Below are 13827 nucleotides of genomic sequence, written 5' to 3' on the forward strand. Positions count from 1 at the left end.
TGGTTTACAAAAAATCGTAAAAAGCGTAACATAAAAAAAGTGATTTTATTTACCTGGGTAAATAATGAGGTGAAAAAATGGACCATATGGACAATCGAAACTTGTTTCACTTACTTAATCAGCGCTATCGGTTTATCGAAAAAGAAATGAACAGACGGCTTTATGACCATGGATTGTATACATCTCAGTGGTCCATTATTTTTTGTCTGGAGCGTTTTGGCCCAATGACACAAACTGCGATTTGGAAATACCTTAACGTAGAAGCGCCAACCGTTACCCGTACACTATCTCGGATGGAGAAAAGCGGATGGATTGTTCGGAAAAGAGGTACAGACAAACGTGAACGTGTTATTGAATTGACAGAGGGAGCAAAGCGAGAGTTTACAAAAGTTCATCAAACAATGGATGAATTTGAGCAAGACATGCTGGCTAATTTGTCGTCAGCTGAAAAACAGCAATTGAAACAATTACTACAAAAAATTGGTACAACAGGAGAGGAAAATCATTGAGTAACAATCAACAACCAATCTGGACGAGAAGTTTTATTAGTATTTCCGTGACACAGTTCATGGTTTTTTTAGTTTTTTATGCATTACTAACGACACTCCCAATTTATGTAATTGACAACATGGGAGGGTCAGAAGCTGAAGGTGGATTAGTCGTTACGGTTATGTTAATAGCCGCAATAATTGTACGCCCATTTTCAGCAAAATTATTAGATAAACTTGGTAAGAAAAAAGGACTCATCATAAGTGTTGCTATTTTTACAGCAACCTCATTCCTCTATATTTGGACAGATCAATTCATCTCATTATTATTACTTCGTTTCTTTCACGGACTTTCATTTGGTGTGATTTCTACAGCAACTGGAGCAATTGCTGCGGATGTTATACCTCCATCAAGGCGTGGTGAAGGGCTTGGATATTTTGCAATGGCAATGAATCTTGCAGTTGTGGCTGGGCCTTTTATCGGATTATCATTGTTGCAATTTATCACCTTTCAAATGCTCTTTGTTATTCTAAGTGTCCTTATGATAAGTGGTGTCATTTGCTCTATTTTAGTTCATGTCCCTGCAACTGATGCGGTTAATAATTCTGAAACAGTAAAACACAAATTTACACTGCATGATTTAATTGAGTTAAAGGCAATACCAATTGCACTTATCAGTAGCTTGGCTTCGCTAGCCTATGCAAGTGTTTTATCGTTTATTTCGGTTTATGCCGATTCAATTGGACTATCCGCAGCTGCCAGCTATTTCTTTCTAGTGTTCGCAATTGTTATGATCGCATCACGACCATATTTCGGTAAAGCATTCGATTTACGAGGACCATCATTCGTTATTTTACCTTGTTTATTCATCTTTGCCATTGGTCTTGTTATGTTAAGTTTCACCGATAATGCTTGGATGCTGTTAATTTCAGCAGGGCTTACTGGTCTTGGTTATGGAACAATTTTGCCAAGTTTCCAAACAATGGCAATCCAGGCTGCACCTAACCACCGAAGCAGCCATGCTACAGCAACATTTTTTATGTTTTATGATTCCGGTATCGCAGTGGGGTCGTTTGTATGGGGTTTTGTCGTAGCAGCTTTCGGTTTTGAAAAGTTATATATTCTATGTGCTGTCGTGGTTTTAGTAGCTGTCGGCCTGTTCAGCCTTCATCAAGGAAAACAGAAACCAAAATTTTCAAAGCAAGAAATTTATCGATAAGATTTAAGCCAACCTGTATTCATTTCGCTGCTTGAAATGGTACAGGTTTTTTTCTTTTCCAATTCGAGTGTTAATAAATCATCTAGAAAAAATATTAAAGATAATACATAACTAACGTGTAAAACGGAACCATAATATTAGCAAGTCCCTAAAAAATCGATGGAGGTTATTTCAATGGCTCAACAAAATTCACAGCAGCAATTACAACAAGCATTGCAGCAGGCTCAGCAAGCGCAACAAGCAGTGCAACAGGCTCAATCTAGTGCTAATCCACAACAACTGCAACAAGCTCAGCAGCAGTTGCAGCAAGCAGAACAGGGGTTGCAAAATGCGCAAACGCAAGCTGGTTCTAATGCACAACAAAACTCACAGCTACAACAAGCACAGCAACAATTACAACAAGCACGTCAGCAAGTGCAACAAGCTCAGCAAACACAACAGACACAAGCATCACAGCAAAATAATAACTTTCAATAAGCCTAATAACGCGTAAAAAGGGAACCTCAACATTGGTTCCCTTTTTTACTTGGATTTCTCAATTTGAGCTATAATATTTACAATTTTATCCTCTATCTCAGGCCCAACCTCTTCATCAAGTAAATTATTCAACATAATGGAGAAGATTACTTTTTCCCCACTATTTGTTTTTATGTATCCTGATAAGGTGCTAACTCCATAAATAGTTCCTGTTTTAGCCTGTACCTTCCCCTTAATATCCCCCAAACGGTTTCGCAATGTCCCACCAACCATACGGTCATCACTTCCAGCAACAGGAAGTGCATTTAGATAGGTGGAAAACCAACTTTGATTTTGAACATTGTATAATAATTTGGAGATTTCGTTAGGTGGAATCAAATCAATATGTGATATACCTGATCCATCCCGAATTAGCAATGTATCCGTATTCACCCCAAGTTTCGTCAGCTCTTTCTTCATCACTTCCAATCCTTTTTCCCAACTTCCTTCCCCATAGACAACCTTTCCCATCTCTTTAAGCAAAACTTCTGCATGGGTATTATTACTTAACTTCATAAAAGGAGTTAGCAACTCTGCCAACCTCATTGATTGATGGGCAACCAAAACTTCTGCATCATCTGAAGCCTGTCCCGTTCTCAACTCGCCAGTCCATGCAATCCCCTTCTTTTTCAATGATTGTTTAAACAGATCCAATGCATATCCGGTTGGTTCCCATACTGCCATCCACTCCCGAATATTTGGTGATGCAATAGGAATCGTTCCTTCAATGATTATTTCATTCGTACCATGTTGCCGTGTGATCGTAATATCCTCTTCTACATCAGCGGTAACTGTTTTTGCCTGATTAATTACCTCTATGTAATCAGTTGCTGGTGTAACTGTAAAATCTGGCTTTTCCCCAATTTTACTGCCTGGACTTACTTCCACAATTACAGTACCAGCATCATAATCTTGATTTGGTGAAGCGGTTAATGCAGAAATTTGTGCCCCATAATAGTAATGTTCGTCACTCCAAATTAAATCAGGTGATAATCGAACATCATCATACCACGTGTCGTCACCAATAATGTCGCCTTCTATCGTTTCAATTCCCTTTTCCCGCAATTTTGCAGCAAACGTATCAAAGTCACTAAGTAGTAATGTTGGATCTCCCTTTCCTTTCAGATAAAGATTCCCAGCTAATTTGCTTCCTTTTACAGTTCCATCCGTCAACACCTCGGTCGAAAACGTATGATCTTCACCTAATATAGAAAGTGCGGATGCAGCAGTTAACAGTTTCATATTGGAAGCTGGCCTGAGTCGAGTGTCCCCCATACGTTCGTATAGTATCTTCCCATCTGAGGCGGAACGAACGCTAACACCAATTAATGCCCCATGTAAAAGTGGCTCATTCTGAATAAATTGATCCAATTTGGGCTTCATCTTACCCTTTTTCTCCAGATCTATTTGTTGTTTCATATTACTTGCCTCCTCCACCTCAGGCACTATTTCTTCATCGTTAGAAGGTACAGATGCTGCAACAAAGACAATCAATACCAGAATTAATCCAAACGTACCTATTTTTAAATATCTCATTCCTTCACCTCTTTTTTGCAGCTTTCCCTTCATAAAAGTATTTCCACATCTGCTTGTCAGAATCCTTTATTCATGACAAATTTTTATTAGACACAATAAAACGTCTAACCTAGCGTGAGTTAAACGTTTTGGTAGCATTAATTATCATGAATTAACTAGAAATACAGGATAAAAAGTCACCCCTTAGGATGACTTTTCTCCGATTTAGTCGATTCTTCCTCTTCATCGCTTATCAGTGAACTCGTTGTTCGCTTGAATTCAGACAATGTTTTACCAAATGCAGATCCTATTTCAGGAAGCTTTTTTGGTCCAAAAATGATTAGGGCTATAATCAAAATAAGGATCAACCCAGGTATGCCAATATTTGTAAGCATTTTTATAGCACCTTCTTCCCTTTTATTACTTAAAGACTAAGTGATCTCTACCTTTAAGCAAGCATGCCCCCATTTTTATGATACTTCATTATCCCTTCAGCAGCCCGATATGCTAGGGCACCAACAGTTCCAGTTGGATTATAACCGCCATTATGAGAAAAAGCTGATGCACCAACAACAAATAAGTTTTCCATGTCCCACATTTGTAAGTAATTATTAACTGCGGATGTATCCGGATCTGCACCCATAATTACACCACCAGTATTGTGAGTGGATTGATAGGTAGTAATATTGTACGGACCTAGTTCATCCATGGCATCGACCTTATCAGCACCCATTTCTTTAAGGATTCCACTAGCTTTTTGTGCGGTAAAATTGGCAAGGTTACGATCCTGTTCCTCAAAATCAAATGTCATCCGAATAAGTGGATCGCCAAACGTATCCTTGTACATCGGATCAAGGTCTAGATAATGATGCTGATACGGCATACTGGCTCCCATCGCACCAACGGATAATGTTTGGTTAATATAATTGAGCGAGTTTTTCTTGAATTCCTTGCCCCATGTTGGAGAGCCTTTTGGAATCGGATTATTTGCAATTGGTCTTGCCCCAGTCTGTGTTAAAGCAAGATAACCACCATGGATAAAATCAACATCCGAATGGTCAAAGTTATCGCCATTATAATCATCGATAACCATTCCGAGTGCCCCAGCTCCAGCAAAATTATTGAATTGTTTATCTTTGAAATATCCAGTTGCTGCACCTTTGACAACCTGATAAGCATAGTTTTTTCCAATAACACCTTTACCTGTTGAAGGATCATAAGGACGACTGACTTTGGAGTTTAGCAATAGTTTTACATTGTTAAAAACATAAGTTGTCAATACAACCACATCTGCTGGTTGTTCTATCTCTTCTCCAGTAGTGACATCGGTGTAAAGTACTCCAGTAGCTTTACCATCCTTATGTAAAACCCGTCTGACCCAGGAGTGTGTACGTAAATCAAACTTCCCAGTCTTATTGGCAACTGGAATAACAGTAACAACCGGATCCGCTTTTGCCCCATATTCACAACCAAACCGTTCACAAAAAGCACAATACTGACATGCCGCTCTTGAAATACCATCAGGATTTGTGTAGTTTTCCGATAAATTGGCGGACGGTATCGTATATGGATGATACTTCAAATTTTCTGTTGCCTTTTTAAACATTGTCATTTGTGGGGAATGCTTCATTGGACCTGTCGGGTATTTATCAGAACGCTTTCCGCCAAGCGGATTTTCTTCACCCGAAATGCCAGCCATTTTCTCAAATTGATCATAGTATGGCTCCAATTCATCATACGTAATCCCCCAATCCTGAATGGTCATGTCAGCGGGAATTTTGTTTTTACCATACTTATCAATCGTTTTACTACGAATTTCAAAATCATAAGGTAAGAAACGGAATGTCTGCCCATTCCAATGAACTCCAGCACCACCTAGACCTTCTCCTAAAAGAAAAGACCCATATTGCCGCATTGGTAATGCCCGCATTTTTTCATTACTTCGAAACGTAAGTGTATCCTTTGATAGATCTTGCATCAACTCATGGCGAATCGCATACCTTAATTCGTCGTGTACCATATAGTAATCCTCTGTATGTCTTTCTTCGCCCTTTTCCAAACCAACGACGTTAAGCCCTTGCTTTGTTAGTTCTGAGGCAATAATACCTCCACCCCAGCCAACTCCAGCTATCACAACGTCAACTTTTGGCATCTTTTTTGCCATTTTTCATTCACCTCTTTCATTACTTTACATATGATCCCGTAGGCTACTAGGCTCAATTTCTTTAAAATCGCCTTCTATAATATCCGTGTAGCCCATTTGATCTCCTGGATAATTTCTCATTTTCCATGCGTCCATATCCATATTACCGCCATAAAGCGGATCACTATACAGCCCTTCTAGTGTTGCGCCTCGTAGCAAATCAAAAAAACCACTTGCTGAAATTGTGCTCAATTTAACATTATCTTCTTGAAAATCTTTTAAAATGGTATCTTGTTGCTCTTCCGTAATTTCTGTGAACCCTTTTTTAAATTTCTGATGGCTATAATTTTGCATTTCACGTAAGCCAATCCTGAAAATTTCCCGACGTTTTAATCGACCTTGGTACCCTTGAACTTTTTCACCGTGGAAGAAAGGAGGCTCCATGTAGTCCCTTGCATTAAATCCATAAGACCCAGCAAGCTGATGATCAATGTAATATGCTACACCTAAATCTTGTGCTCCAGGACCATGATCATCCTTAGGAAAAATACGTTCTGTCGCAGCTTCCGTCGTTTTAAATTCTGCTTGACTGAGATACATAAGTGCATGATTATAACTTTTCGTTTTTTTGGTAGTCTTTTGTTCTTCTTGATCACCAACATCCCACGGGATCATGCTGCCAAGTACTCCACCAACTGCAAGACCACCAACTGCTATCCCAGAACTTTTTAAAAATTTTCTGCGTGACGCGTCTTCGGTTTCTTCTTGACCTCGCTTATTTTCGTCCGTCAATCCATATACCTCCCTACTAAAAAATATTTTAGTCATTTTATTATGTCACCAGAATTAACTATTCATGCATAAAAAACATAATTAACCACTCATGCTAAAAAATAAATTGGGCAAAATAAACAAGATCATAAAATACAGAGGAGGTAAAAAAAATGATATCAATCAGGAAAGGCATAACAATTATGTTGTTTCTCAGTATGGCATTATTCGCTTCTGCCTGTGCCAATCAAGATCAAGGAGCAGCAGATGCAGATCAGTTAAATGGTGAAGACACAACAAATGTTTCCAATCATTCAGCTGATAACGAGGGTTTAGATAATCCGGATATCATTCCAAGTGAACTCAGTAATAAAAAGAGCACCACGAATAAAGACGGAACTACATACTCTGGTATGGGAAATAGTATTTACGGCACGATCGGTAGTTCCGGTGTCCATGAAGGAGGAATTTCTTCATATTTCGAGTCCATATTGAAAGGTCAAGGAATTACGGGCGTTAAAGTATTTGTTATTGATGATTCTGTCGTGTTAGCAAGGAACAAAGCGGGAACAACTAGTCACAAATACGATAATATGCAAAATGATTTATTAAGTGGAAATGAAGGAATGTCAGGAAAAGGAGAACCTGAAGGAGTAGAAGATGGTAAAAATGAAAGCCATGATAATTTGGACCAAGCAAAAGAAGAAGTTAACGACATGTTTAATGGGAATGTCAAAATATTAACGGTTACGAACCCAGAAGCGCTTGACCTTATTGAACAGATTAAAGAAGATATTAAATCATCCTCGTTTCAAACGGCTTCGAACGATTTACTAAAACTTTTGCAAATGACAGAGTAATGAAACGAAACATCCCCTGTTAAAGATAGCAGGGGATGTTTTTGGATTGGAGTACTCGGGTTTCGGGCTGATGTTTTGCTTTTCGGGCTGATGTTTTGCTTTCGGGCTGATGTTTTGCTTTTCGGGCTGATGTTTTGCTTTTCGGGCTGATGTTTTGCTTTTCGGGCTGATGTTTTGCTTTTCGGGTTGATGTTTTGCTTTTCGGGTTGATGTTTTGCTTTTCGGGTTGATGTTTTGCTTTTCGGGTTGATGTTTTGCTTTTCGGGTTGATGTTTTGCTTTTCGGGTTGATGTTTTGCTTTTCGGGTTGATGTTTTGCTTTTCGGGTTGATGTTTTGCTTTTCGGGTTGATGTTTTGCTTTTCGGGTTGATGTTTTGCTTTTCGGGTTGATGTTTTGCTTTTCGGGTTGATGTTTTGCTTTTCGGGTTGTTGTTTTGCTTTTCGGGTTGATGTTTTGCTTTTCGGGTTGATGTTTTGCTTTTCGGGTTGATGTTTTGCTTTTCTTCGGGTTGATGTTTTGCTTTTCGGGTTGATGTTTTGCTTTTCGGGTTGATGTTTTGCTTTTCGGGTTGATGTTTTGCTTTTCGGGTTGATGTTTTGCTTTTCGGGTTGATGTTTTGCTTTTCGGGTCTCAATCCTCTGAAATCGGATTGAGACCCCAATCAAACCAGGCAACAGCTCTACCACAAATCTCCCCTCTCTTTTTTACGCTCTCGCATTGCTTCAGTCCATGCTTCAACTTGATCATGGATACCATCAGATCGTTCATCAATTTCCGCTATTTTTTCTGAGCGAAAGTCTTGCATAGTATCCATCATATTACGATAGCGATCGGAAATTAATGTCTTTAATTTATCACTTATATCGGAATCCAGCATTTCTTCTTCTCTCAATATAGCTAATGCTTCATCATATCTTGCCTTTTCATTTTTTATTACCGTTCGAATGATTTCTAGCTCTTTATCGAACCTTTCATATTCGTCTAGTATTTCCCACGGTCCAGGAGCTTTTGTAAATGCCCATGCCAAGTCGACATTCGATGGTAGCCATTCTTTTTCAATCGTTGTTTTTAAATCATCTGCATCATCAGCACCATAATATTCTCCCTCTCCAGCCTCTGATACTGCTTTTAGTTGGCTTTCCGCATCTTTGTCAACGTGGAAGCCAATTATATTTACGGTTCGTTTATCATTATTTTTTACAAATGCTTTTGCCTCTTTAACCGGATCGCCATCACACGTTTCGATGCCATCACTAACGATGTAAACTGTTATCGTTCCATCCATATCTTTGCTCATTTCCGAAGACTTTTTTATCGCGCTTGCCAATGGTGTCCATCCTTTACTTTCAAACGTTGCTAAAGACTCCTCAAATGTTGCTTGATTATAGGAATCCATTGGATATATTTCTTCAATCCCGGTACAGGATAATTGCTTATCTGCATCAGATTCCGATCCCTTATGACCGTAAACAACTAAAGATACTTCATTTTCTTGACCAATTGTTTCCGCAAAACGCTTTACTGCATCCTTAGCAATATCCATTTTCACTTCGTCATCAACACGTAAAAGCATGCTGGAGCTCGCATCTAATAATATAATTGCCTTTCCTGACTTAGGTTCATTTTTCACTTCCTCAGCAGTCTTTCCAGGCTCAGGTAAAAATGGCTCTTCAAATTCGGGTTCAAAATCCTCTGCCTGCTCAATAACTTCTGAATAATAATGACTTCCCAATAAGTGAACGAGACCCTTTTGCAGCTTTACAGGATTTTGCGTTTCATCCGTCAATTTTTCTAAGCTACTTTTCAATTCCTTGCCCAACTTATTGCTCAATTCAGCACTATCTTCTTGCTTCAATTCTACTTCTAACGTCATATCCTGCATTAATTTTCCACCCTGTTGTGCTTTTAAATCTTTTCGGGAGTCCCCTAGTATTATGGAGTCCAATTGATCGACACTAGGTGAAACTGCTTGCTGGCTTTTTTCTTCCGTATTATCCTTGCTCGTGTTTTTACTAACTTGTTTATCCTTATCACTGCATGCACCTAGCACTAACAGCAACGAAATGAAAAAAATCCCCACATACATTCTTTTCATCATCCGTTCATCCTCTCTTTCCGTCCTATATAGAAGAATGAACAGATAGACCTTGTTAGTCAATCGTACGAAAGTTCTAAATATATATCCGAGTAGGTATATAGAACCGAATTTACACATTAAAAAAATAATGTATAGCCGTTTCCATTATGGTACTTGTGTCATCTAATATAGAAACTACTGTTATAAAGGATGATAAATATGAGTCCAAAACTTACGAAATTTGTTGATCGCCTGCCAATCTTGAAAACGTTGAGGCCAACTCGATCAACTAACAACAAAGATTATTATGAGGTTCGTATTAGTGAGTTTAGGCAGAAATTGCACAGAGATTTAAGGCCGACACGTTTGTGGGGATACAATCGTCAGTATCCAGGGCCAATCATTGATGTCACAAGTGGCAGACCAATCCAAGTAAAATGGATGAATAAACTTCCTAGCAACCATTTACTCCCTGTTGACCGTTCCATACACAATGTAAAAGAACTTCCGGAGGTTCGCACCGTTACACATTTACATGGAAGTGAAACCAAGCCAGAAAGTGATGGGTATCCAGAAGCATGGTTTACAAGAGATTTTAAAGAAGTCGGTCCATTTTTTGAGCGAAAGATTTATGAATACCCAAACCACCAAAGGGCCACTTTGCTGTGGTATCATGATCACGCAATGGGTATTACCAGGCTTAACATGTATGCAGGTTTGGCTGGTTTGTACATCATTCGTGACAAACAAGAAGAATCATTACAGCTGCCAAAGGGGAAATATGAAATTCCTTTGATGATTCAAGATCGATCATTTAATCAGGATGGTTCACTATTTTATCCGCGACAACCAGACGATCCTGCTGAAAATTTACCTGATCCTTCGATTACACCGTTCTTTCTCGGTGACACAATTGTTGTGAATGGTAAAGTATGGCCATTTCTCGAAGTGGAACCGCGTAAATATCGTTTTCGCATCTTAAATGGTTCGAATACACGCGCATATCAACTGTATCTAGACAGTGGTAAGCATTTTTATCAAATCGGATCAGATGGAGGACTACTACAAAAGACACTAAAAGTAAAAAAATTGTCAATCGAGCCAGCGGAACGAGTTGATCTCATTATTGACTTCGCAGATTTTGCAGGCCAAAAAATACATTTAAAAAATGATCTCGGTCAGAATGCTGATCCAACTGACGAAACAGATGATATAATGCAATTTATCGTGAACATCCCACTTTCTAAAAAAGGCAAAGATACAATTCCTAAAAAATTATCTTCTATTCCTTCACTAAAGCAAAATAATGTGTCAGCAATCAGGAATTTAAAACTTGTCGGTTCAACAGACGATCTTGATCGGCCTTTGCTATTACTTGACAATAAAATGTGGATGGATCCGGTTACAGAAAAACCGCAATTAGGATCAACAGAAATATGGTCGTTAATGAACGTAACAGGATTTACGCATCCAATTCATATTCACTTAATCCAATTTCAAGTCTTAGATCGTCGACCATTTGATCTGGATCAATATAATAAAGATGGAAGTATCGTATACACTGGACCAGCTGTTCCACCAGAACCGAATGAACGGGGATGGAAAGACACTGTTGCTGCCCATTCCGCTGAAATTACGCGGGTAATTGCTAATTTCTCTCCTTATACTGGATATTATGTCTGGCATTGTCATATTTTAGAACACGAGGATTATGATATGATGCGTCCATTTATTGTTATCGATTCTGAGGAACAGGAATAACCAAATCTATTTTGGGTATAAGAAGTCTTCCTTATTAAAAGAATGATTTTGTCCCTCCCTCTAGTTGGAAAGCAATATGCATTTTTCAAAAAATTAGTTATTTTGGCGTATTGTTCAACTTTTACTAGACTGCTATCCTTTAACTAATAGATATACCAAACAAATGGTAGTTCCCATCTGAAGGTAAACCAATATGTTCAACGTGCAATTTTTCCAGTAGTTGATTTCTAAAATTAAAATCATTAGGGAGGAAGCAAAATGAGCAATAGAAAAAGGGTATGGTTTGAAGAAGCCGGTCGTAAATTAGATCCAGGGTTAGTCGAACAATTGCATCAAAAAAGAAAAGAAGATCCTTATGAAACTAGCAATGAAGGCATTCCAGTAATTGTTTTTACAAGAACCACTGAAAAAAATAAGAAAAATGATCTCCTTAAAGCTTGCCAACAAGATACAAACAACAAAGTAGATAGTGAATCTGAAATCGACAATACTGTATGCGGCTACATGACTCCAAAAATGATCAGACAAATTAAAGATCATGAAGCGGTGGATCGCATTTTTTATGACCGGTATGTTACAACCCTCCTTGACGTTGCAACTGAGCAAATCGGTGCAGTGCATGTCCAAGAACAACTTGGCTTTACTGGAAAAGATGTCACGGTTGCTGTAATTGATACTGGAATTCATCCCCACACCGATTTAACAAAACCTACTAATCGATTGATTGCTTTTAAAGATTTTATAAATGAACAAGAAGAACCTTACGATGATAATGGCCATGGAACACATTGTGCTGGAGATGTTGCTGGAAATGCTTTTCAATCAGAGGGTAAATATGTTGGCCCTGCCCCTGAAGCATCTATTATAGGTGTAAAAGTTTTGGACCAAGCTGGTGGGGGTAGGTTGTCAACGATCATGAAAGGGATTGAATGGTGTATCAAACATAAAGAAGAACACGCTATTCGAATCATTTCCCTTTCCTTAGGTGCCCAAGCATACGAATCCTACCGTGATGATCCATTAGCATTAGCTGCCCAAAAGGCATGGCACCATGGTATTGTGGTTTGTGCAGCTGCTGGAAACAGTGGGCCAAAACCGAAGACAATCAGTACACCTGCAATCAATCCATTTATCATTACTGTAGGATCAACAGCTGATCAAAATAGTGTGACCCGAACGGATGATGAAATTGCTGATTATTCAAGTCGCGGACCGACGATTGACTCCCTAATCAAACCAGATATTTATTCACCTGGATCAGATATCATTTCACTCTTAGCACCAGATTCAAATCTAGAAAAGCAATTACCGGAACAGATTATTGACGAGCATTATTTACAATTATCTGGTACATCGATGGCAACACCGATATGTGCAGGCGTCATTGCCTTAATGTTAGAGGCGAATCCTCGACTGAGCCCCAATGATGTTAAAAGTATTCTGCAGACAACAGCACAACCAATGCTTGATGACCATTGGGGATATATACAGGCACAGAATGCAGTAACGATGGCCCAAAATTATTTTCATTATCAACAGCGTGTATCGGAAGCTAAGTAATATTTCCTTACTACAACGAGTTGACTTACTATAATAAATTTAAAGAAGCTGTTACCAAAAGGATGTACGCCTTTAGGGAACAGCTTTTTTATATCGACTATACGCATTTTGCTAATCAATCTTTAAACTATTAATTACCGGCAACAAGCCTTCAAGATCTGCTATTTCAAAATCCGGAGTCACTTCCTGCTGCTTTTTTTTAGTGCGATTCACCCAAACAGAAGTAATCCCTGCTCGAGATGCCCCAAGAATGTCCGTCATGAGGTTATCCCCAACCATCACTGCTTCGCTCTTCTGAACAGAAAGTAGTTTCAATGCATGTTCGAAAATTGCCGGGTCCGGTTTTCCTTTTCCAAAAGCTCCTGATACAACAATACAGTCAAAATATGGTGCCAGTTTTGGTGTCAAATCAAGCTTGGTTTGTTGTAAATCAGGAGAACCGTTTGTCAATAACAGTAATTGATAGTCCGCCTTCAACTGATCCAGTACACGAAATGTATCATCAAAAACAAATGGCATTTGCTTGCGCATCCTTGGAAATGTTTCCGCTAGTTCATAACTTAATTGGGAATCATCAATACCAGCGTCTTTCAACCCCAATGTCCAAGCTTCTTTTCGATATTCAGGAGCAAGTTCTTTCAGCTTGCGAAAGGATTCGCCTTCGTCTATAAAATTTCCCCATAACCCTTCGAAAGGATTAATACCAATTTTCTGGGTAAAGTCGTAGGTATTATAAGAGGCGTACAGCCGCCGAGCATTTTCCCTCACCTTTTCCTCTAACACAATCGGATTGAGAGAATATTTATCTAGAACCTGTTCACAAGTAGCTCTAAATGCCTCATTAACACTTTTATTATCCCATAGCAACGTGTCATCCAGATCAAACAAAATCGCTTTTATCATTTTTTATCTTCC

The 13827-nt window shown here is 38.8% G+C and carries 13 protein-coding genes; 6 read left to right on the forward strand and 7 right to left on the reverse strand.

The annotated features are described in order from the left end of the window. Positions 1–77 precede the first annotated feature (77 nt). The 3 genes from C8270_RS16270 to C8270_RS16280 all read left to right on the forward strand — a co-directional run bounded on the left by C8270_RS16270 (position 78) and on the right by C8270_RS16280 (position 2185). Positions 78–509: a MarR family winged helix-turn-helix transcriptional regulator gene (locus tag C8270_RS16270; protein ID WP_106497847.1), complete on the forward strand. Its 432-nt coding sequence runs from the start codon at positions 78–80 to the stop codon at positions 507–509. After that, positions 506–1708, forward strand: a complete 1203-nt coding sequence (locus C8270_RS16275; protein ID WP_158701749.1) for an MFS transporter — start codon at positions 506–508, stop codon at positions 1706–1708. Before C8270_RS16270 ends, C8270_RS16275 begins: the two co-directional genes overlap by 4 nt. A 174-nt stretch (positions 1709–1882) precedes the next feature. After that, a complete protein-coding gene (locus C8270_RS16280; RefSeq protein ID WP_106497848.1) occupies positions 1883–2185 on the forward strand; it encodes a hypothetical protein in 303 nt (100 codons plus the stop codon). A 45-nt stretch (positions 2186–2230) separates the two neighbouring features. Here C8270_RS16280 and dacB read toward each other — a convergent pair whose 3' ends face one another. From dacB to C8270_RS16300, 4 genes are all read right to left on the reverse strand, one after another. Beyond that, positions 2231–3760 carry a D-alanyl-D-alanine carboxypeptidase/D-alanyl-D-alanine endopeptidase gene (gene dacB, locus C8270_RS16285; protein WP_106498572.1) on the reverse strand — a complete coding sequence of 510 codons (1530 nt, stop codon included), beginning with the start codon at positions 3758–3760 and terminating at the stop codon, positions 2231–2233. Positions 3761–3936: 176 nt separating this feature from the next. After that, positions 3937–4134: a twin-arginine translocase TatA/TatE family subunit gene (gene tatA, locus C8270_RS16290; RefSeq protein WP_106497849.1), complete on the reverse strand. Its 198-nt coding sequence runs from the start codon at positions 4132–4134 to the stop codon at positions 3937–3939. A 53-nt stretch (positions 4135–4187) separates the two neighbouring features. Beyond that, a complete protein-coding gene (locus C8270_RS16295; protein ID WP_106497850.1) occupies positions 4188–5903 on the reverse strand; it encodes a GMC family oxidoreductase in 1716 nt (571 codons plus the stop codon). Between the two features lie 24 nt (positions 5904–5927). Further along, positions 5928–6674: a gluconate 2-dehydrogenase subunit 3 family protein gene (locus C8270_RS16300; RefSeq protein WP_234028580.1), complete on the reverse strand. Its 747-nt coding sequence runs from the start codon at positions 6672–6674 to the stop codon at positions 5928–5930. A 152-nt stretch (positions 6675–6826) separates the two neighbouring features. Between C8270_RS16300 and C8270_RS16305 the strand changes: the two genes are divergently transcribed. Beyond that, positions 6827–7513: a hypothetical protein gene (locus C8270_RS16305; RefSeq protein WP_106497852.1), complete on the forward strand. Its 687-nt coding sequence runs from the start codon at positions 6827–6829 to the stop codon at positions 7511–7513. Here C8270_RS16305 and C8270_RS16310 read toward each other — a convergent pair. Both C8270_RS16310 and C8270_RS16315 read right to left on the reverse strand, forming a co-directional pair. Next, a complete protein-coding gene (locus C8270_RS16310) occupies positions 7487–8200 on the reverse strand; it encodes a hypothetical protein (protein ID WP_106497853.1) in 714 nt (237 codons plus the stop codon). The two genes, C8270_RS16305 and C8270_RS16310, sit on opposite strands and share 27 nt — an antisense overlap. Continuing rightward, positions 8194–9609 carry a vWA domain-containing protein gene (locus tag C8270_RS16315; RefSeq protein ID WP_158701750.1) on the reverse strand — a complete coding sequence of 472 codons (1416 nt, stop codon included), beginning with the start codon at positions 9607–9609 and terminating at the stop codon, positions 8194–8196. The genes C8270_RS16310 and C8270_RS16315 overlap by 7 nt, the downstream gene beginning before the upstream one ends. 201 nt (positions 9610–9810) lie before the next feature. Here C8270_RS16315 and C8270_RS16320 point away from each other — a divergent pair, with 201 nt between their 5' ends. Continuing rightward, entirely contained in the window at positions 9811–11352 is a 1542-nt protein-coding gene (locus tag C8270_RS16320) for a multicopper oxidase family protein (RefSeq protein WP_106497855.1), read from the forward strand. 258 nt (positions 11353–11610) lie between these two features. Further along, complete coding sequence (locus C8270_RS16325) at positions 11611–12912, forward strand: S8 family peptidase (RefSeq protein ID WP_106497856.1); 1302 nt, start codon at positions 11611–11613, stop codon at positions 12910–12912. Positions 12913–13023: 111 nt separating this feature from the next. Here the strand turns inward: C8270_RS16325 and C8270_RS16330 are convergent, their stop codons facing one another. Further along, positions 13024–13815: an HAD family hydrolase gene (locus C8270_RS16330; protein ID WP_106497857.1), complete on the reverse strand. Its 792-nt coding sequence runs from the start codon at positions 13813–13815 to the stop codon at positions 13024–13026. Positions 13816–13827 lie beyond the last annotated feature (12 nt).

The sequence above is a fragment of the Lentibacillus sp. Marseille-P4043 genome, assembly GCF_900258515.1.
Lineage (GTDB): Bacteria > Bacillota > Bacilli > Bacillales > Amphibacillaceae > Lentibacillus_C.

Bases quoted from the DNA above. Each gene is read 5' to 3' on its own strand.
- C8270_RS16295 (WP_106497850.1), bottom strand. From the start codon at position 5,903: ATGGCAAAAAAGATGCCAAAAGTTGACGTTGTGATAGCTGGAGTTGGC.
- C8270_RS16280 (WP_106497848.1), top strand. From the start codon at position 1,883: ATGGCTCAACAAAATTCACAGCAGCAATTACAACAAGCATTGCAGCAG.
- tatA (WP_106497849.1), bottom strand. From the start codon at position 4,134: ATGCTTACAAATATTGGCATACCTGGGTTGATCCTTATTTTGATTATA.
- C8270_RS16270 (WP_106497847.1), top strand. From the start codon at position 78: ATGGACCATATGGACAATCGAAACTTGTTTCACTTACTTAATCAGCGC.
- C8270_RS16320 (WP_106497855.1), top strand. From the start codon at position 9,811: ATGAGTCCAAAACTTACGAAATTTGTTGATCGCCTGCCAATCTTGAAA.
- C8270_RS16330 (WP_106497857.1), bottom strand. From the start codon at position 13,815: ATGATAAAAGCGATTTTGTTTGATCTGGATGACACGTTGCTATGGGAT.
- dacB (WP_106498572.1), bottom strand. From the start codon at position 3,760: ATGAGATATTTAAAAATAGGTACGTTTGGATTAATTCTGGTATTGATT.
- C8270_RS16315 (WP_158701750.1), bottom strand. From the start codon at position 9,609: ATGAAAAGAATGTATGTGGGGATTTTTTTCATTTCGTTGCTGTTAGTG.
- C8270_RS16325 (WP_106497856.1), top strand. From the start codon at position 11,611: ATGAGCAATAGAAAAAGGGTATGGTTTGAAGAAGCCGGTCGTAAATTA.
- C8270_RS16305 (WP_106497852.1), top strand. From the start codon at position 6,827: ATGATATCAATCAGGAAAGGCATAACAATTATGTTGTTTCTCAGTATG.